Source organism: Lachnoclostridium sp. (assembly GCF_031997925.1).
GTDB lineage: Bacteria > Bacillota > Clostridia > Lachnospirales > Lachnospiraceae > Lachnoclostridium.
Map to the genome: position 1 here is coordinate 1 of NZ_DAMADT010000048.1, position 20,447 is coordinate 20,447.

Below are 20,447 nucleotides of genomic sequence, written 5' to 3' on the forward strand. Positions count from 1 at the left end.
CTTAGAAGTAATGTTTTATGTGAATAAAAACATTAATTTCTTATAATTTGAATGTTAATTCATCATGCTTGTCTTCTGTACTAAACACATAATCATTTCCTGGTAGGATTGCATTTAATACAATACCAGCAATTGCAGCTACGGATAAACCAGAAAGTGTAATCTCATAAGAACCAACCATAAATGTTAAACCACCGATTCCATTAAAACCAAGCGCACAGCCAAGAATTATAGCTGCAATGATAAGGTTACGACTTTGCGTGAAGTCTACACGATTTTCAACAACGTTACGAATACCAACGGATGAAATCATTCCGTATAATATCAAGGAAACGCCACCGATAATAGCCACTGGAAGTGTGTTTATAATAGCAGCAAACTTAGGGAAAAAGGATAGGAAAATTGCAAAACAAGCAGCAATCTGCATAACCTTAGGATCGTAAACTTTAGTAAGTGCCAGTACACCAGTATTTTCACCATAGGTTGTATTGGCTGGTCCACCAAACATAGCGGACAAACTGGTAGCAAGGCCGTCACCAAGTAGGGTACGATGAAGACCAGGTTCTGCCATATAATTCTTACCAGTAGTAGCACTAATAGCAGAGATATCGCCAATGTGTTCCATCATGGTAGCCAATGAGATTGGAACGATAGAGATAATGGAACTAATACTAAATTTAGCAAAGCCACTTACAGGAACAGGGTTTCCAATCCAATTAGCAGAGGTTACTGCGGTAAAATCAACAGCACCGATGATAAGTGCTACGATATAGGAAACAATGATGCCTAACATAATTGGGACGATTTTTACCATACCTTTACCAAAAATATTACAGATAATGATAACAGCTAAAGCAACGAATGCTAAAAGCCAGTTGTTTTGACAGTTAGCGATTGCAGTTGGTGCAAGAATTAACCCGATAGAGATAATAATTGGACCAGTAACAACAGGTGGGAAGAAACGCATGATTTTATTCACGCCAAATACTTTTATTAATGCTGATAAAACGACATATACGAGACCAGCAATCACTACACCACCACAAGCGTAAGGTAAGAGCTCTGCATTTGGTGTTGTTACCATCTGACCATTTACTTCTGTTTCGATAAATGGAGCAACTGCTGTGTAGCCTCCGATGAATGCGAAGGAGGAGCCTAAGAACGCTGGAACCTTTCCTTTGGTAAGAATGTGAAATAATAAAGTTCCTAAACCAGCCATTAAAAGAGTTGTAGATACATTAAGACCAGTTAATAATGGTACAAGCACAGTAGCACCAAACATTGCAAAGGAATGCTGTAACCCAAGGAGTATCATTTTTGGTATGCCAAGTGTTCTGGCATCATAGATTCCAACACTGCCTATGGTGTTTTGTTCTTTTGTCATTACTTTTTCCTCCATACATAATAAGATTTTGATTAGTAAAAAAACTCCCTAACAAGGGTGCCTGGGGCATAAAAATAAGCCTATCATTTAAAAGAAAATGAAAGACTTTAATAACGCCGACAAATCGACTTCTCTGATATAAAATTAGGTATTCTGTTTTTATAATGCAACAATCTTTTCATAAATAACTCCTTCAATTTAATCAGTAGAAATGTTTCGGTATATGCACCGTAGACTATAGTATCTTATCTTATTTTTTTTGTCAACCAAAAAAATAAAATTTGAAAAAGAAGATTAATTATAAAAAATTCAATATATAGAATAACAATATAGGATATATTGCACACATATTCTGAAAATAGAGGTTTTAGAATTATATATATGATAAATGATAAAAACAGCAGACATTCTCTGGATTGTGCTTGGTGATATTTAATAAATTCAAAAGAAGGAACATAGAAACATATAGTAATATATAGAAAAGAAAATATAGAATAGAAATATATAGAATAGAAAATATAGAAAAGAAAATATAGAAAAGAAAATATAGAATAGAAAATATAGAAAAGAAAATATAGAGTAGAAATATATAGAATAGAAAATATAGAAAAGAAAATATAGAAAAGAAAATATAGAATAGAAAATATAGAGTAGAAATATATAGAATAGATAATATAGAGCAGAAAAAAATATAGGAAGAAATATATATAGAAGAAACTTTATTGAGTAGAAATGTGTTAGCAATGACATATAGAACATAAAGAATTATAGAACAAGAACATATAAAACAGGAACATAATAGAGAAGAAACATATAGGAAAAAAATATAAAGAGCGAGCGCATAGAATAGGAAAGATATTGAATAAAAAATAGGTAAGTACAATCTTCACAAGTTTGAAACATTTCTTAAGAAAGCGAAATAGTTTCGTAGCTCAAAGCAAGGGAATGTTCTTATATAAACGAAAATTTCGTTGAAAATAGTATAGTTTTCACAAGGAAACACCATGGTTTTTGTGGATTAATTCGATTTACTCTTACGTAATCTTGTTATATAATGTGTTATGGACAGTTATACTTACTAAAATGTTTCGTATGAACCTTTCATAACTTGTAAAAACAATTTTACCAAGAATAATAAAGGAGAATTCGCATGAAATTTGGATTTTTTGATGATTTAAACAAAGAATACGTTATCACAACTCCTGAAACGCCGTATCCTTGGATTAACTATCTCGGATCGCAAGCGTTCTTTTCCTTGATATCAAATACTGCTGGAGGTTACAGTTTCTATAAAGATGCAAAACTACGTAGGATCACAAGATTTCGTTATAATAATGTACCATTAGATATTGGTGGTGGTCGCTATTACTACTTATACGATAATGGTGATTTTTGGTCACCGGGTTTTGCGCCTGCAAAAAAGGAACTAGAATATTATGAGTGTCGTCATGGTATGGGTTATACCAAAATAACAGGAAGAAGAAATGGAATTGAGACAAAGATAACCTTCTTTGTACCATTAAACTATAATGGCGAAGTACATAAAGTATCAATTATTAATACAAGTAATCAAGTTAAGAATGTGAAATTGTTTTCATTCCTCGAGTGGTGCCTGTGGAATGCGGGGGAAGATGCTACGAATTTTCAACGAAATTTCTCAACAGGTGAAGTAGAAGTTAAGGGTTCCGTAATCTATCATAAGACAGAATACAAAGAAAGACGGGATCATTATGCATTTTTCTCTGTAAATGCCCCTATTTGTGGATTCGATTCTGATCGTGAGAGTTTTCTTGGTACCTACAACGGATTTGATAATCCGCAGGTAGTTGCGAGTGGTGAATCAAAAAATTCTGTTGCAGATGGTTGGTCCCCAATTGCCTCTCATTGTGTTGAAATTTCCTTGCAGCCTAAGGAAAGCAAAGAACTTGTATTTATTCTTGGATATGTTGAAAATAAATTAGAAGAAAAATGGGAGTATCAAGTTGGTAAGGTTGATACTGATGAGGTATTATTATCATCCTTGGCACCAAATGGTACGAATGTTATTAATAAGAAGAAAGCAGAAGAGATGATATCAAAATATTCTACATTAAAGGCTGTTGATCAAGCGTTCCTAGAGCTTAACGAATATTGGGAGAAACTGCTTTCGAAGTACAACGTAAAGACGCATGATGAAAAATTAAATCGGATGGTAAATATCTGGAATCAATATCAATGTATGGTTACCTTTAATTTATCGAGAAGTGCTTCGTACTTTGAATCCGGAATTGGAAGGGGGATGGGATTTCGAGATTCCAATCAGGATTTGCTTGGATTTGTTCATCAGATTCCAGATCGTGCAAGAGAGAGAATTATTGATCTTGCATCCACACAGTTACCAGATGGTGGAGCTTATCATCAATATCAACCATTAACGAAAAAAGGAAATGATGAAATTGGTGGCAATTTCAATGATGATCCATTGTGGCTTATCTTAGCAGTTACAGCTTATATCAAGGAAACAGGAGATTTTGATATCTTAGAGGTAAATACTCCTTATGATAATAAGTTAGAGCTTGCGAAACCTTTGTCAGATCATTTGAAAAAGGCCTTTAACCACGTGATAGAGAATCTTGGTCCACATGGATTACCTTTGATTGGTCGTGCAGACTGGAATGATTGTTTGAATCTAAATTGTTTTTCCATGGAACCAGGAGAATCCTTTCAAACAGTAACAAGCAAGGATGGTAAAGTTGCAGAATCTGTTATGATTGCTGGTATGTTTACTTATATTGGGGAAGAGTATGCAATTCTCATGGAAAAGGTAGGCAATAAAGAAGAGTCCTTTCGAGCCATGAAAGAAGTAGAGAATATGCGAGAAGCAATTATGAAGTATGGCTATGATGGAGCTTGGTTTTTACGTGCCTATGATGATTATGGAAGAAAAATTGGAAGCGAAGAATGTGAAGAAGGAAAGATATTTATCGAATCTCAAGGCTTCTGCGTTATGGGAAAATGCGGTCTTAACGATGGGAAAGCCCTAAAAGCCTTAGATTCTGTGGAAGAACGTTTGGGTACAAAATTCGGTTTGGTACTGAATAATCCAGCATTCACACGTTATTATGTGGAATATGGCGAGATATCTACCTATCCAGCAGGATATAAAGAAAATGCAGGTATCTTCTGTCATAATAATGCTTGGATTATGTGTTCAGAAGCCGTGGTAGGCCGTGGAGATAAGGCATTTGATTACTATACTAGAATTGCACCAGCGTATACAGAAGAATTTTCTGAAATCCATCGTTTGGAGCCATATGTTTATGCGCAGATGGTAGCAGGAAAGGATGCCAGACGTTTTGGGGAAGCAAAAAATTCTTGGTTAACAGGAACAGCATCTTGGAATTTTGTAGCGATATCGCAATATATTCTAGGAATTAAACCAGAATATGATGGCTTAATGATAGACCCTGCAATTCCAACTGCTTGGGATGGATATCAGATAACACGTGAATTCCGTGGTGATAGATATGATATTACAATACAAAACCCGTATCATGTTTCGAAAGGTGTTAAGAAGCTGGTGGTTGATGGGAAAGAGGTGGAGGGTAATATCATTCCGGTATTTGGTGACGGATTAGAACATAGAGTAAAAGTCACCTTAGGTTAAATAATCGCTTACTAGCCTCATGAATTATTTGCAAGCCAAGTAGTTCATTGTATGATTCTCCTATCCGAAAGAGAGTGTCCGAAAGGGCACTCTCTTTCGTTATAGTAATATGCTATGTGTACCACGCCAGTCGGTACGCAATCTTAGGTACTATAAAACTAGCAGCAATGTGGTCATGATTAAATAGATAATTTGTTCATAAATTGTCAATTTAACAAAAATTTTTATTGCCAAAATTAAATTTTAAGTATATGATAAAAACGCTATGATTCATATAGCGTTTTATACAGACGCATTGTCTTAATTCCTGACAAGGAAAAGTTCGTGAACCGTGCGCTTTCTTGTTTGTATAACGGATTTGGCATTGTATCATAATAATGAGAGAATATCATTTTTACTATCTATGGTTGAAAAAATGTTTCAACTAAAAAGTTTGATCCATATTCAAGGTCAAACTTTAAGAATGGAGGAAATATGAAAAGAAGAAAGCAGTTATTCTTTTTGGGTCTTCTCCTAAGTTGTATGATTGCACTCTGCGCATGCAGTGGCAGTACAGAAAACAAGGGAAATGATCAAAAGGAAGCAGAAAACGGCGAGGCTTCAAAAAATGGTGGCTCTGTTATTGTAGGTATAACAAACGATTTGGATAGTCTTGACCCACACAAAGCAGTTGCGGCAGGAACTAAGGAAGTTTTGTTTAATATTTTCGAAGGTTTAGTAAAGCCTGATAAAGATGGAAATTTAGTTCCTGCTGTAGCAAGCGACTATAAGATTTCGGAGGATGGAATGACCTATACGTTCTTTTTACGTGATGGTGTTAAATTCCACAATGGTGCGCTTGTAACGGTAGATGATGTAATATATTCATTAAAACGTGCTACCGGCCTGCTTGAAACTTCCGATCCAGAAGTGAGAGTTGAGTCGGTATTTTCTTGTGTAGAATCGATAAATGCGATTACTACTGAGGATGGAAAACAGGCCGTAGAAGTCAAATTAAATCAACCTAATATTGAACTACTGTCCTATTTTACCATTAGTATTATACCAAAAGACTATACTGAGCAGGCGACTAAGCCGGTTGGTACAGGTCCATTTCGTTTTGTTTCCTATTCGCCGATGGTAAGCATTGTGATGGAGAAGAATCCTGACTATTATATGAAAGGGGTTCCTTATCTTGATGAAGTAACGTTTAAGATCTCTGCAAATACAGATGCAGCATTTATGGAGTTAAGAGCTGGTACCATCGATATTTTCCAGCAATTAACCTATGAACAAGCAAATCAATTAAAGGATTTGTATAGCATTGAAATTGGGCATATGAACCTGGTTCAGGCTTTGTTTTTAAATCATAAAGCGGCTCCATTTGATAACCTTAAAGTTCGACAAGCGCTTTGCTATGCGATTGACAGGCAGATGATTCTTGATATCGTTGCAGGTGGTAACGGTACGATTATCGGAAGTAATATGTTCCCTGGATTCGGTAAATACTACGATGAAACCTTAGCAAATTACTACACTTATGATGTAGAAAAAGCAAAACAACTTCTTAACGAGGCAGGTTATCCGGATGGATTTCATTTTACTATCACTGTACCATCTAATTATCAAGCGCATGTAGATACAGCACAGGTAATTGTAGAGCAGTTAAAGAAAGTTGGAATTACTGCGGAAATCAAATTAGTAGAATGGGCAAGTTGGATTTCGGATGTTTACCAAGGAAGAAATTACGAATCAACGATTGTAGGTCTTGATTCCAATCTCTCTCCTAGTGATATTGTAAAACGTTATGAATCTACTTCAAAAAATAACTTTTTAAATTATTCAAATTCACAGTTTGATAGCCTATATCCTAAAGCTTATGCATCTGTTAAGGATGAGGAGAAAGTGGAACTTTATCATCAGCTGCAAAGAATACTAACAGAGGATGTAGCTTCTGTCTATATTCAAGACCCAGCAAATTTAGTAGCAGTAAATAAAAAATTAGCAGGTTATCAGTTCTACCCTGTTTATGTACAGGATATGTCAACCGTATATTATAAGTAAAATGATTAACTATTTAATCTCATCAGGGAAGTCCTCCGCTTCTTTAAGCGGGGGTAAGGACTTGCCTTCTGATAAGGATTGACAGTGTAATGAAAGTACTTTATGAAAAAACGAGACTTACTTGGAAAGGAGATGGCGCAATGAAATTTTATATAAAAAAGCTGATAACTCTCATTATTACCTTAGTATTCGTATCTTTTATCACGTTTTTCGCCTTCCAAGTGATTCCCGGAGACAGCGCGATTGCAAAGCTTGGGATAGATGCAACAGAGGAACAGCTACAGAATCTGCGTGAATCGATGGGATTAAACGATCCTATGTTTGTTCGCTATGGAAGATTTTTAAAAGGTGCAGTTACTGGTGACTTTGGAACTTCTACTCAATATAATGTAAGCGTAACATCCTTATTATCAGATCGTCTACCGGTAACAGCTTGGCTAGCTGCTCTATCTGTTCTTTTTATGGTAGTAATTTCGTTACCATTGGGACTAATATGTGCAAGAAGAGAAGATGGATTGATTGACCGATTTATAACATTTTTAAGCCAAACCTTTATGGCGGTTCCACCGTTTTTCTTGGGGATTCTAATTTCTTTATTATTTGGGATCATTTTGAAATGGTTTGTGCCTGGAAGGTTTGTGCCAATATCACAGGATTTTGGTGCTTTCTTAAGTTATATGGTATTTCCAGCCTTAGCGGTTAGTATCCCAAAGGTAGCGATGTTAACTAAATTTCTAAAGACATCTCTGTTGCGAGAATTATCGTACGATTATGTACGAACCGCAAGGAGCAAGGGTTTAAAAAAGAAACAGATCATGACAAAGCATGTACTAAAAAATGCCTTAATTCCTGTTATTACATTTTTGGGAATGATGATTGCGGATGCTTTAGCTGGTAGCATTATAGTCGAGCAGGTATTTAATCTTCCAGGGATGGGACGAATGTTAGTATCTGCAATTTCAAATCGTGATTTTGCTGTAGTAAGTGCAGCAGTATTATATATTGCAGGGATTGTCATAATAATTAATTTTGTTGTAGATATGACATATCAAAAAGTTGACCCACGTGTCAGAATTTCATGACGATAAAAAGGAGCAAAGGAAATGAGAAAACAAAAGAATCGATTTAATTTTATAGTTGGGCTGATCTTAGTTTCGTTTGCTTTGCTCCTTGTTATCATAGGTATTTTTTATACTCCTTATGACCCAAATGAAATGAATGTGTTGGCAAAAAACCAGGCACCAAGTCTTTCTCATCTTTTTGGTACCGATTATATGGGTAGAGATGTCCTTAGCAGGGTGATGGAAGGAGCGTTCACTACTTTTTTTGTAGGTATCGCTACTGTTTTCATAGGAGCTACCGTCGGAAGTATTCTAGGTGCGGTTACTGGATATTTCGGTGGGGTAGTAGATGAAATTTTGATGCGAATCAATGATGCAGTCGCTTCTTTTCCAAGTATTTTATTGGCATTAGTGTTTGTTAGTATATTTGGTACAGGAAAGTACAATGTGATATTAGCATTAGGTATACTGTTCATTCCTAGTTTTGCCCGTGTTATAAGGAGTGAATTTATCATACAAAAAGAGATGGATTACGTTAAGAGCGCGAGGCTACTTGGAGCGAGCCACATTCGGATTATATTTCTACATATCTTTCCGAATACAAAAGCTATCTTACGTTCTGCCATTACCATTGGTTTTAATAATGCTGTTCTAGCAGAAGCAGGAATGAGTTATTTAAGTCTGGGGGTTCAACCTCCGGATCCTAGTCTTGGGCGTATGCTTTCTGAGTCTCAGACCTATTTATTTGGAGCACCATGGATGGCACTAGCACCAGGATTAATGATTGTAATTACGGTACTTGGATTCAGTTTATTAAATGAGGGAAGTTAGTGTGAAAATAAAAAGCAATTTTCACACAGTGAAAGAACAAAGTACTTTCAAACACGAATTAGCAACAGAATGGAGATAAGTATGAATAGCAAAACAGATCTCTTATTAGTACAAGATCTTAGCATCAGTTTTGGTGAAAAGAAGAGAAAAGAAGTAGTCCATAACATCTCTTTCTCCATTAAACAAGGAGAAATTCTAGGCGTTGTGGGGGAATCCGGTTCTGGTAAAAGTGTAACAGCTCACTCAATCCTTCGGTTATTAGCACAAGGAGGGGAAATTTCAAGTGGTTCTGTTTTGTTTAACGGGATGGACTTGACCAAATTGCCTGAAGAAGAGATGGTTAAGATTCGAGGGGATGAGATATCAATGGTATTTCAAGAACCGATGACTTCGTTAAATCCGGTATTAACGGTTGGTGTACAGATTGAGGAGATGCTGCTTCTTCACACAAAGAAGACTAAGGAGGAGCGAAAAGCTTCTGTCTATGAAATGATGAGTGAAGTAGGCTTAGAAAACCCAGAACATCTTTATTCGAAATATCCTCATCAACTGTCTGGTGGTATGAGACAGCGTATTATGATAGCGATGGCAATGATTTGCAAGCCAAGATTATTAATTGCAGATGAACCTACAACGGCACTTGATGTTACAATACAAGCCAAGATATTAGAATTATTAAAAGAATTGAATCGAAAGCATGGAACAACAATACTATTTATATCTCATGATTTAACAGTAGTAAGGAACCTATGCGATAGACTTATTGTAATGTATGATGGACGGATTGAGGAATCTGGGGAAAGCAGAGAACTATTTCAAAATCCTAAGAAAGAGTATACAAAAAAGCTACTAGCAGCAGCAGAAATGGTACATGATTCTTCTTTGGGTAAGGATTCGAACATTTCACCTGTATCTAACCGAATTTTAGAAATAAAGGATCTTAAAGTTAATTATACAGAAAGCGGGAAAAAATTATTTCAAAAGAAGCAGCGAAAAGAAGTCGTGAAAGGAATTTCTTTGGAGGTAATGCAAGGAGAAAGCGTTGGAATTGTTGGAGAAAGTGGCTGTGGGAAATCTACCTTAGCAAAAGCCATCACGGGATTATTAAATGATGTGACAGGACAGATAGTACTTCGGGAAGATAAGCCTCAGATGGTATTTCAAGATCCCTACGGCAGTTTAAATCCTTGTAAGCGGATTGGGTGGTTATTGGAAGAACCTCTTAAATTACAAAAAGTATTATCAAAACAAGAAAGAGAGCAACGGGTGGAGGAAATTCTTCAAAAAGTAAATCTTCCAGTCGAGTATAAAAACCGATATCCGAGAGACTTAAGTGGTGGACAACGCCAGCGTGTTGCAATCGCACGGGCAATGATTTTACATCCGAAATTTGTGGTGCTAGACGAGCCAGTATCCGCTCTTGATGTAACCATACAGGCTCAAGTACTTCAATTGTTAAAAAATCTGAAACAGGAATTTCATCTATCTTATTTATTTATCTCTCATGATATGGGAGTGATACATTCCATGTGTGATCGAGTATGTGTGATGTATCAGGGAGAGATTGTGGAAAGTGGTAAAACCGAAGAGATATTTCAAAATCCAACACATGAATACACCAAGAAATTACTTTCTTCTGTACCGAAATAGATTACATTATCGTAATGAGTTACGCCAATGATATAAGAATACATTCCAATGATTTACTGACTTGCTCCTCAATGGTATATAGCTTAATTAAAACTTATACCATAAAGGAGCATTTTTTATGACTAAATAAACCAGCATAGTGAAGTAAAGTAAAAAAACTTACATAAGTACTTTAAAATACAGAAACTGGATCATTAGTTACAAATTCAAATTACATCAACGCCTGTATTTATAGTAGCAACCGGTAAAGTAATTTAAAAAAGGTTTGAATCTAAGTAGAGTCTGGTGTATGATGGAAATACACTTTGTAAACGGAGATATAGTGAAGGGTACGCATTGTCTTGTAAGCAAAAATGTAGTGCAGAAATGAGGAGAGATATGATAGGAAAGTACATCAAGAGATATAAGTGGAGTTATCTCCTTGGAATTATAACCTTATTTGTAGTCGACCTGTTGGGACTGCTTATTCCAGAGTATACTGGTAAAATCACCGATGGACTGAAGGACAAAACGATGGATTTTCAAGGTATTCTACATATGATAGGTTTGATTCTAGCGGTCGGAGGCTTAATGGCACTCGGTCGTTTTTTATGGCGTATTTTTATCTTTGGTGGAGCCAGAAAAATTGAGTATGCTCTAAGAAATGATATGTTTGAACACCTTACCACGCTTTCTACCCGTTATTTTAACGAAAATAAGACCGGAGACTTTATGGCTCACTTTACCAGTGATCTTTCTGCCATTCGTATGGCACTTGGTCCTGCAGTAGTTACAACATTTGATGCAATTATTATGACAATTATGGTAGTAGTAAAGATGGTGTTTTACGTTGACCTTTGTCTAACTTTGCTTGCTTGTATACCAATGATATTTATTATGATTGGTGGTATTTATTTTGGTAGCAAGGTAGAAAAAAGATATACGAAGAAACAAGAGGCTTTTTCAGAGATGACAGATGAGGTACAGGAAAGTATCTCTGGTGTAAGAGTAGTAAAAGCCTTTGTCCAAGAAGAAAAAGAAATTGTATCTTTCTCTAAGACAAACTTAAATAATAAGAAAGCAAATCTCCAGGTTGTTAAGCTTCAAGCAACTATGTTGCCACTACTTGATTTCTTGATTGGTATTTCTAGTATTATTACACTTCTATATGGTGGTAAACTGGTCCTTGATGGTGTGATTACTCCTGGTAAATTTGTTGCATTTAACTCTTACATTGGAATGCTAGTTTGGCCAATGATAGCAGCAGGTGATAGCATTAACATGCTTTCTCAGGGGTTTGCATCAATTAAACGTGTTCGTACTATATTTATGGAGCAACCGGAGATTGTAGATGGACCGGAATGCGACAAGTCAATTACACAACTATCTGGAGAGATAGCCTTAAATCATGTTACATTTTTATATAAGGAAGGAAATTCCCCTGTTCTACAAGATATCTCAGTAAAGATTCCAAAAGGCAATACGCTTGCGATACTTGGTCGCACCGGTAGCGGAAAGACCACAATAGCGAACCTATTACTTCGTTTATACGACGTAGAAGATGGAATGATAACTTTTGATAGAAATAGCATACGTAAGATTCCGCTTCATGTTTTAAGAGAGCAGATTGCTTATGTTCCTCAAGATAATTTCTTATTTTCTGATACGATTCAAACCAATATTGCGTTTGGTGTGCGAAAACTACGTGACATAGAAAAAAAGGGAGAGAAGATGAAGTTATTCCCTTCAAAAAAGGAACGAATGGAAGCGTACTTAGAAAGTGATTTCATGAAGACAGAGAGTAAAGCAGATGGTATCTATCAGGATTTAGATATGGTACAAGAGGCTGCTAAGACGGCATGCATTCATGATAATATCATGGATTTCCCAAAACAGTATAAAACGATGGTGGGTGAGCGAGGAGTAACTGTTTCCGGTGGGCAAAAACAACGAAGCTCCATTGCAAGAGCTTTAATGAAAAATGCCCCTATTTTAATTTTAGATGATGCACTTTCTGCGGTTGATACAAATACAGAAGAGCAAATTCTTCGTAACCTGAAAGAAAATCGTAAGGATAAAACAACGATTATTATCGCACATCGTATCTCGACCATTCAAAATGCGGATAACATTTTAGTGCTTGAGGAAGGGAAGGTTGCCGAATATGGTAACCATGAGGAACTGATGGCAGAACAGGGTATTTATGCGAAACTCTATGAAAAACAGCAGTTAGAAAAACAATTAGAGAAAGAATAATGGGGGGTAGAACATGAGTCGAAAAGAAATAGAATACGAAAAATCAATTCATGGAAGTGTGTTCCTCCGTTTAATGAAGTATGCAACTCCATATTTTCCTATGATGATTCTGGCATTTATCCTGGTGTTAGCTTTAACAGGTCTTGAATTATTGCGTCCTTACTTGGTTGGCCGAGCAGTTGATTTGTTTACGATGGATGGAACCTTGGATGAAGTTAAGTATACAGCTGCTCTATATGGTGCTGCTTTAATATTAAGTTTTGTATTTAACTTTTTACAAACATGGATCTTACAGCTAACTGGACAAAACATCATCTATAATATTCGTCAGGAGCTCTTTGAGCATATTCAAAAACTTTCGTTACGTTTTTTTGATATCACACCAGTAGGTAAGATTGTAACCAGAGTAACCAATGACGTAGAAGCACTGCATGAAATGTATGCGAATATTCTAGTCAAACTCTTAAAAAATATAGTAAAAATCATCGGATTAGCAATCGTTATGCTTTCCATGAATGTACGAATTGCATTGTTTGGTTTTAGCCTGCTACCATTTATCATCGGTTTAACCTGGATATTTAAAAGAACCTCAAGATTAACTTATCGTATCACCAGAACGAAGATAACTGCTATCAATACTTATTTATCAGAGCATTTATCTGGTATGAAGTTAATACAGATATTTGCAAGAGAAAGAGAAAAAAATGCAGAGTTTGGACAAAAGAGCAAAGGTTTATATCGCGCAAATTACCGTGAAATGATGGTATTTGCAATCTTTCGTCCTTTGATGTATATGCTATCCATTATAGCTTTAGTAATTATTGTGGCTGTTGGTGGTGATAGTGTATTAAAGGGAGCAGTTACTGTAGGTACCTTATATACATTTATTCAGTACATCTCTTCGTTTTTTGAGCCAATTCAGGAACTTGCAGAACAGTTTGGAACACTGCAGTCTGCCATGGCTTCTGCGGAGAAGATATTTACCTTATTGGATGAACCAATCATTGTAAAGAATCCTGAGAATCCGACTTTGGTGGAAGAAATCAAAGGACGTATCGAGTTTGAGCATGTTTGGTTTGCGTACGAAGGAGAAAACTGGATTCTTAAGGATGTTAGCTTTGTAATTGAACCTGGGCAAAGTGTAGCCTTTGTTGGGGCGACGGGTGCAGGAAAATCTTCCATATTAAACTTAATCGGAAGATATTACGACATTCAACAAGGACGTATTCTTGTAGATGGCATAGATATCAAGGAGCTAAAGACAGAAGATTTGCGTCAGGCTATTGGACAGGTACAGCAGGATGTGTTTATCTTTACTGGTGATGTTATGAGTAACATTCGTTTGAAGAGCGACACGATAACAGAAGAAGAGGCGATAATAGCGTCAAAATATGTGAATGCAGATCACTTTATAGAAAACTTAAGCAACACTTATTATGAGGCGGTTACGGAACGTGGTGCAACATTTTCCGCAGGACAGCGTCAACTTCTATCCTTTGCGAGAACGCTAGCTTTCGATCCGTCCATCTTAGTTATGGATGAAGCAACTGCTAACATTGATACGGAAACAGAACAATTAATCCAAGAAGCATTAGAAAAACTAATGCAGGGAAGAACAACAATTATGGTTGCCCATCGCTTATCAACCATACAGCATGCGAATAAAATTATCGTAATGCATAAGGGAGAGTTAAGGGAAATGGGAACTCATCAAGAACTATTAGAGAATAATGGTATTTATAAGAAATTATATGAGTTACAATTAGCAGGAGAGCATTAAACAAGTAAGGGTGGGAAAAGCTCTGCTTGATAGAAAAGAAAGAGACTTCTTTAGAGGTTTTACTAGAGAGGTTTCTTTTTTTATTTATGACAAGAAAAAGTTCCGCAGCGTACATTTTCTTGTTAATAGGTACTACAATTACCTCGTACAAATCAAAAACTTCTGATGAATACGCGCTTACTTTGTGGTGGAGATGAACAAAGATAAACTCTTATATAGAGGTGATTTCTTAAAATCAGAATGGTATCGTTAATAAAAGATATTCTAAGCCAAGAAGGTATAGAAAAAGGAACTAAAAGTGATAATAGTATAAATATTAGTAGAAAAATAAGGGAAAATATATGAATTAATTATAAGAATTAAATACAATTAATAAGACTAGAAAAAACATAAGGAAAAACATAAGGGAAAACTACAAGATATCAAGAGGTAAAATCTTATTACCTTCTTTAGATAAAAAGAGAGAGATAACAAAGGAGTGATGTTATGTTACAACATAGGATTTTAAATGAAGAAGAAATTTGTAAGGTTTATGAAGAGCATTTAAAAAATGACTTTCCACCCGAAGAGCGAAAGCCGTTATCAATGGTACTAAGCTTAAAAAATCAGGGGATTTATTGTTGCTATGGATTGTATGATAATGAGGAATTTGTGGCTTATGCTTTTTTTGCAAAACCTGAAACGATGGATTATTTATTGCTTGATTACCTTGCCGTCTGTAAAAATCATCGTTCCAAACGGTATGGAAGTAGATTTTTGAAATTATTACAAAAGGAATTAAAAGAGTATCAAGGAATTTTATTTGAGGTTGAGAGTGGTGCCGATGCAAAGACCGAAAAGGAAAAACTGATTTGTGAGCGTAGGATAGCCTTTTACCTGCGAAATGGTCTGATAAAAACTAAAATTAACGCGAAGCTCTTTGGAGTTAATATGATTTTACTATATTTAGAAATTCAAGGAACACCAAGTGAAAAGAAATTGAGCGAGGCATTAAATCATATTTACGATCTCGTATTTGGAGAAGAGACACACCGTAGAGAAATATTTTGTAGGATTGTTGAAGAGTAAAGTAGGTGTTATAAAAGTAACTTTTCTTACCAAAATACTTGGCGAAACGTGGGAATAAACTTAGTAAAACACTGGAATACCTTGTAATTGTAGATTTCTTCCGATATACTTAGCGTATCCTTATTGTCGACAAATTGGGATAGTAGAAAGGCAATCTATGAAGATGAGAACAGAAACGTTATAAGATGTTTGCACAAACTGGCAGGCGCTTAGTAACGCATGGAGGTTAGCATGAGTAAAAAACTGCTTCTTATTTCTGTATTAGCATTGACATTCTTGACTGCATGCGGTAATACGAAAGAGACTAGTAAGGATATTTCGGATGCCCTACAATCAAAAGATGCAGAGATAATAAACAATTTGGATGAAACGAATCAACAAGTAACTAATGCACCAGAGAATCAGAACATAAACGAATCTGATAACGATAGACTAACTCAGAATCTTCCAGGTGAAAATCAAGCACCATCGATACAAAATCAACAAGATGGTAGCGATGAAAATTTATCCGACGAAGTTACAACATACGATAATTCACGAACAGACAACTCTACTAATTCACAGTTAGATAATTCCCAGAACAATAATTCCTCCCAAGGAAACCAAGGGTTTCAATCACCTTCCATAGGTAATGATTCCTCTAACAAGGGCAATAACGAGGCTTCTACCGCACCTACCGATGTACCTAAGACCCCTAAGGTAACAGGTACACCGACCAAGGCTCCAGACGTAGCGCCGATCCATACACCGGTACCAACTAGAACTCCTATTATTACACCAACTAGGATTCCAGCACCAACAAAGACACCACAGCCTACTAAGGTACCAACGGTTACAGTAGCACCTACAAAAGTACCCGTGGCTACACCAGCCCCAACGAAGGTACCAACTCCAACGAAAGCGCCAGTACCAACGAAGGTTCCTACGGTAACTCCGCCAGCGAAAGTGAGTAATGCAGATAGCATATCGGTTCGTGGTAAGACTTTATCCATTGGAGATAGTAAAAGTGAAGTAATAAGTGCTTTTGGTTCACCAAATAGAACAGATGCAACGGAATATAATTATGAATTTATGGTCTACAATGATAATTATAAAAAGTTTATGATGATTGCGATTGCAGACAGTAAAGTTGTTGGATGGTATACCGATTCAACAGATTTTTCCTATCAAGGTCTTACCACCTCATCCAAGGTTTCTTCCATTAATTCCGCCTTTGGAAAGAGTTCGTCGCTAAGCGATACGATTTCTGTTTCAGATAGTGGAAATAAAATGACCTTCTTTATGGATACCATAGGAGACGGTTCTATTGATGGAATTTCTGTGTTTGATGGCAGTGTATCCAAAGGAAGTACTAGCAAAACAGTACTAAAAGCATGGGAAAAAGAGATACTTGACTTAACAAACTCATTCCGTGCCCGCAACGGAGTAAGTGCTTTAAGTTGGTCAGATGCTGCTGCGACAACAGCAAGATTACACAGTGAAGATATGGCAAAGAATAATTACTTTAATCACACTGGACTTGATGGTTCCACACCTGGGGATCGAATGAAAGCACAAGGAATTAGTTATCGAAGCAATGGAGAGAATATTATTGGCGGATATGGTAATGCGCTGTTTTCTTCCAATGGTTGGATGAATTCCAGTGGACATAGATCCAATATGTTAAATAAAGGGTTTACGTATCTTGGAGTAGGATATGCATTAGGTGGTACCTACGGAAATTATGCAACACAGAATTTTTATTCTAATTAATAAGTATTGAGTTAGTATAGATATCAATAAATTAAATAATGAACTATTCGAGTAATTTCTAGAATAGTTAAGTTTTTTGGAGTGCCACACCTAGAAAATGTGTGGCACTCCTTTTTTTGCATGTATTAGGTACGGGTTATGTATACATGTTGCATATGAAGGAAAGAACTAATTATTAGATATTGGAGCATCTGACTCGATTGATTCTTCAAAATAGAATATTTAATATTAAGATAGAAAAAATATAGAACATGGAGGGATTTATCATGTCTTTATCAACATTAAAGGATAAAATTACAAGTAGCAATAACAGAGCGATAAAGATAGTTGTCCGGTTTATGCAGCGTTTTACCAGTCACGACATAACCGGTATAACCGCTAAAGCAACCTATTACCTTCTTCTATCATTTTTCCCTCTGTCACTTATATTATTGTCTATATTCGCAAAAAGTGAAGTAAACATATTAGAATATATAGTACCATCTTCCATTGTGGTTCTGCTTAAAGACATATCTACCTTGGAATCCGCATTAACAGTCACATCATTAATCATACTACTCTGGTCAGCCTCAACCTCAATATGGGCGCTGATGACAGGTGTTCACACAGCATATACAGGCAATCGTAAAATTAAGTTGGTTCAAGGAAGGATACGCGCTATATCTTTTGTATTCATCCTTATCATAGCAATTTTTATTTGTATATCTCTAACCTTTTTAAGTAAAATTGCTGTTGACTGGTTGTATTTACGCTTTGAATGGTTAAGCCAAACATTGCTTGGTATTGCACGGGCATTTGTTATGTTTGGATTCATATATTTATTTATTCTGTTTCTTTATATCCTGACTCCGGGTATAAAAGTACGGGTGTGTGATATATCTTTTGGTGTAATTCTAACGGCCATTGCCTGGATTGTGGCAACATGGGGTTTTGAAGTGTATATGGAAATGTTCAGCAACTATTCAGCGCTTTATGGCGGAATCGGTACATTTCTTGGCCTTGCTCTTTGGCTTTATACAGTAACCATAATCTTTTTTTGCGGCGTTGAAATTAATGTGATGCTCTTTGAGGCAAAACAGAACAAAGATAAATGCTTATTTTCATTCAAACTTGTAAAAAGAAAGCATTGAAATGACAAAAATCTAAAAAATGTCATTGACAGTAATGATTTTCTGTTATATAATATAAAAGCTGTGATACGGGAAAGAAAGTATCAAGCATAGCAAGTAGAGTATCCACTCTCACCCCAAGCAAGTAGGCGAAAGGGTTATAATTTTCTAAAGCACAATGATAGAACTAGATTCTTCGGTAGATTGTGTTGTTTATGAGATTTGAAAGTGGATAGCATGCTATTCACTTTTTTTGTATGTTAAGAAAAAATAACCATAACAATTGTTATAATCCTATGGAGGTGCAGAACTATTAGCGAATTAATGATTAATGAGCAAATCAGAGACAGAGAAGTTCGTCTTGTCGGAGAAGACGGAGAGCAACTTGGTGTTATGTCAGCAAAGGACGCATTGAAGATGGCGCAGGACGCAAATCTTGACTTAGTAAAGATTGCTCCAACAGCAAAGCCACCAGTATGCAAGATTGTTGATTACGGTAAATACCGCTATGAGCTTGCGAGAAAAGAAAAAGAAGCCAAGAAGAAGCAAAAAGTGACTGACGTGAAAGAAATCCGTTTAACGCCGAACATCGATGACAATGATTTGAACACAAAAGCCAATCAAGCAAGAAAGTTCATCACCAAGGGGGACAAAGTTAAGGTATCACTACGCTTCCGTGGAAGAGAGATGGCCCACATAAACTCCAGTAAGCAAATTCTTGACAGTTTCTTCGAGAAGCTTCAAGATGTGGCAGTTGTTGAGAAACCAGCGAAAATGGAAGGCAGAAGCATATTTATGTTTTTGACTGAAAAACGATAGAACAGTAGGAGCACATGGTGTAAACCTATTGTCATTATAAAAATCAAAGGTTAGTGCATTATGTGCAACCTAAATTTAAGGAGGAAATATCATGCCTAAATTAAAGACAAGCAAAGCTGCAGCTAAGCGTTTTAAGGTAACCGGTACAGGTAAATTAAAGAGAATGAAAGCGGGAAAACAGCATATCTTGACTAAGAAGTCCCAGAAAAATAAGAGAAATCTTAGAAAAGCAACAATGATGGATCCAAGTAACGAAAAGAACATGAAGAAGATTTTACCATATCTCTAAGATTAGGTAACAAGGAGGGAATAGACGATGGCAAGAATTAAAGGCGGCTTAAACGCTAAGAAGAAGCATAATAAAGTATTAAAACTTGCAAAAGGTTACAGAGGAGCCAGAAGTAAGCAGTATAGAGTAGCAAAGCAGTCCGTTATGAGAGCTTTAACTTCCGCTTTCGCAGGACGTAAAGAGAGAAAGAGACAGTTCAGACAGTTATGGATTGCAAGAATCAATGCAGCTGCAAGAATGAATGGTCTTTCTTATAGCAAATTCATGTACGGCTTAAAGTTAGCTGAGGTTTCTGTTAACAGAAAAATGTTAGCTGAACTTGCTGTAAATGATGCAGAAGGCTTCAAGGCTTTGGTTGAAGTAGCAAAAACTAAATTAGCTTAATAACACTTCGGTGATTTTATAGAGTAGGAGCATTTACAAGATAACTTTAAAAGTTATGTTGTAAATGCTTCTTCTTTTTTTACGAGTAAGTAGCGTTTTGTCAGCGTAGCTGACATGCGAATTACGAGTGTCCTTTGACTTTTTAATGATTCTAATAGAATTCTAACTTGCAAGAAAAGGGGTGCTGTAATAATATGATTACAGAAGAAGATAGTTCGTGTCAGGCGTAAGAGAATATATTTTATGTTGTATTTGACGGAATAATTATTATGAGGAGGAAAGTTATGCGGTATCGGATATCGAATGTATTATGGGGTTTATTTTGGATGTCTCTTGGTATTATAATCGCGGGTAATGTATTTCAATGGTGGGATATATCTTTATTTTTCCCAGGAT

General features: G+C 36.1%; 14 protein-coding genes. 13 read left to right on the plus strand and 1 reads right to left on the minus strand.

Annotated elements, in window-relative coordinates; translation table 11 throughout:
• Window positions 1–40: 40 nt before the first annotated feature.
• Window positions 41–1,384 (minus strand): uracil-xanthine permease family protein, encoded by a 1,344-nt coding sequence (locus RTP52_RS19315; protein WP_312372992.1) that lies wholly within the window; start codon window positions 1,382–1,384, stop codon window positions 41–43.
• Between the two features lie 1,150 nt (window positions 1,385–2,534).
• Here RTP52_RS19315 and RTP52_RS19320 point away from each other — a divergent pair.
• The 13 genes from RTP52_RS19320 (at window position 2,535) to rplT (ending at window position 20,051) form a co-directional block, all read left to right on the plus strand.
• Complete coding sequence (locus RTP52_RS19320) at window positions 2,535–5,030, plus strand: GH36-type glycosyl hydrolase domain-containing protein (protein WP_312372993.1); 2,496 nt, start codon at window positions 2,535–2,537, stop codon at window positions 5,028–5,030.
• 474 nt (window positions 5,031–5,504) lie between these two features.
• Window positions 5,505–7,073, plus strand: coding sequence for an ABC transporter substrate-binding protein (locus RTP52_RS19325; protein ID WP_312372994.1), 1,569 nt, complete (start codon window positions 5,505–5,507; stop codon window positions 7,071–7,073).
• 140 nt (window positions 7,074–7,213) lie between these two features.
• Window positions 7,214–8,155 (plus strand): ABC transporter permease, encoded by a 942-nt coding sequence (locus tag RTP52_RS19330; protein WP_312102524.1) that lies wholly within the window; start codon window positions 7,214–7,216, stop codon window positions 8,153–8,155.
• A gap of 21 nt (window positions 8,156–8,176) precedes the next feature.
• Window positions 8,177–8,965: an ABC transporter permease gene (locus RTP52_RS19335; protein WP_312102527.1), complete on the plus strand. Its 789-nt coding sequence runs from the start codon at window positions 8,177–8,179 to the stop codon at window positions 8,963–8,965.
• Window positions 8,966–9,046: 81 nt separating this feature from the next.
• Window positions 9,047–10,615, plus strand: a complete 1,569-nt coding sequence (locus RTP52_RS19340) for an ABC transporter ATP-binding protein (RefSeq protein WP_312372995.1) — start codon at window positions 9,047–9,049, stop codon at window positions 10,613–10,615.
• Between the two features lie 378 nt (window positions 10,616–10,993).
• Window positions 10,994–12,850: an ABC transporter ATP-binding protein gene (locus RTP52_RS19345; protein ID WP_312372996.1), complete on the plus strand. Its 1,857-nt coding sequence runs from the start codon at window positions 10,994–10,996 to the stop codon at window positions 12,848–12,850.
• A gap of 13 nt (window positions 12,851–12,863) precedes the next feature.
• The gene (locus RTP52_RS19350) at window positions 12,864–14,630 is read left to right on the plus strand and encodes an ABC transporter ATP-binding protein (RefSeq protein WP_312372997.1); all 1,767 of its coding nucleotides are present in this window, start codon (window positions 12,864–12,866) and stop codon (window positions 14,628–14,630) included.
• Window positions 14,631–15,116: 486 nt separating this feature from the next.
• Entirely contained in the window at window positions 15,117–15,698 is a 582-nt protein-coding gene (locus RTP52_RS19355; RefSeq protein ID WP_312372998.1) for a GNAT family N-acetyltransferase, read from the plus strand.
• Between the two features lie 231 nt (window positions 15,699–15,929).
• Window positions 15,930–17,450 (plus strand): CAP domain-containing protein, encoded by a 1,521-nt coding sequence (locus RTP52_RS19360; RefSeq protein ID WP_312372999.1) that lies wholly within the window; start codon window positions 15,930–15,932, stop codon window positions 17,448–17,450.
• A gap of 266 nt (window positions 17,451–17,716) precedes the next feature.
• Entirely contained in the window at window positions 17,717–18,580 is an 864-nt protein-coding gene (locus RTP52_RS19365) for a YihY/virulence factor BrkB family protein (protein ID WP_312103815.1), read from the plus strand.
• A 303-nt stretch (window positions 18,581–18,883) separates the two neighbouring features.
• On the plus strand, window positions 18,884–19,378 hold the full coding sequence (gene infC / locus RTP52_RS19370) for a translation initiation factor IF-3 (protein ID WP_012198478.1): 495 nt from the start codon (window positions 18,884–18,886) through the stop codon (window positions 19,376–19,378).
• A gap of 91 nt (window positions 19,379–19,469) precedes the next feature.
• Window positions 19,470–19,667 carry a 50S ribosomal protein L35 gene (rpmI, locus tag RTP52_RS19375; RefSeq protein WP_312103807.1) on the plus strand — a complete coding sequence of 66 codons (198 nt, stop codon included), beginning with the start codon at window positions 19,470–19,472 and terminating at the stop codon, window positions 19,665–19,667.
• 27 nt (window positions 19,668–19,694) lie between these two features.
• Window positions 19,695–20,051 carry a 50S ribosomal protein L20 gene (gene rplT, locus RTP52_RS19380; RefSeq protein WP_312103804.1) on the plus strand — a complete coding sequence of 119 codons (357 nt, stop codon included), beginning with the start codon at window positions 19,695–19,697 and terminating at the stop codon, window positions 20,049–20,051.
• Window positions 20,052–20,447 lie beyond the last annotated feature (396 nt).

Excerpts from the sequence above, each read along its gene's own strand:
- RTP52_RS19330 (WP_312102524.1), top strand. The coding sequence starts at position 7,214 with ATGAAATTTTATATAAAAAAGCTGATAACTCTCATTATTACCTTAGTA.
- RTP52_RS19340 (WP_312372995.1), top strand. The coding sequence starts at position 9,047 with ATGAATAGCAAAACAGATCTCTTATTAGTACAAGATCTTAGCATCAGT.
- RTP52_RS19350 (WP_312372997.1), top strand. The coding sequence starts at position 12,864 with ATGAGTCGAAAAGAAATAGAATACGAAAAATCAATTCATGGAAGTGTG.
- infC (WP_012198478.1), top strand. The coding sequence starts at position 18,884 with ATGATTAATGAGCAAATCAGAGACAGAGAAGTTCGTCTTGTCGGAGAA.
- RTP52_RS19345 (WP_312372996.1), top strand. The coding sequence starts at position 10,994 with ATGATAGGAAAGTACATCAAGAGATATAAGTGGAGTTATCTCCTTGGA.
- RTP52_RS19360 (WP_312372999.1), top strand. The coding sequence starts at position 15,930 with ATGAGTAAAAAACTGCTTCTTATTTCTGTATTAGCATTGACATTCTTG.
- RTP52_RS19325 (WP_312372994.1), top strand. The coding sequence starts at position 5,505 with ATGAAAAGAAGAAAGCAGTTATTCTTTTTGGGTCTTCTCCTAAGTTGT.
- RTP52_RS19335 (WP_312102527.1), top strand. The coding sequence starts at position 8,177 with ATGAGAAAACAAAAGAATCGATTTAATTTTATAGTTGGGCTGATCTTA.
- rplT (WP_312103804.1), top strand. The coding sequence starts at position 19,695 with ATGGCAAGAATTAAAGGCGGCTTAAACGCTAAGAAGAAGCATAATAAA.
- RTP52_RS19320 (WP_312372993.1), top strand. The coding sequence starts at position 2,535 with ATGAAATTTGGATTTTTTGATGATTTAAACAAAGAATACGTTATCACA.
- rpmI (WP_312103807.1), top strand. The coding sequence starts at position 19,470 with ATGCCTAAATTAAAGACAAGCAAAGCTGCAGCTAAGCGTTTTAAGGTA.
- RTP52_RS19315 (WP_312372992.1), bottom strand. The coding sequence starts at position 1,384 with ATGACAAAAGAACAAAACACCATAGGCAGTGTTGGAATCTATGATGCC.
- RTP52_RS19355 (WP_312372998.1), top strand. The coding sequence starts at position 15,117 with ATGTTACAACATAGGATTTTAAATGAAGAAGAAATTTGTAAGGTTTAT.
- RTP52_RS19365 (WP_312103815.1), top strand. The coding sequence starts at position 17,717 with ATGTCTTTATCAACATTAAAGGATAAAATTACAAGTAGCAATAACAGA.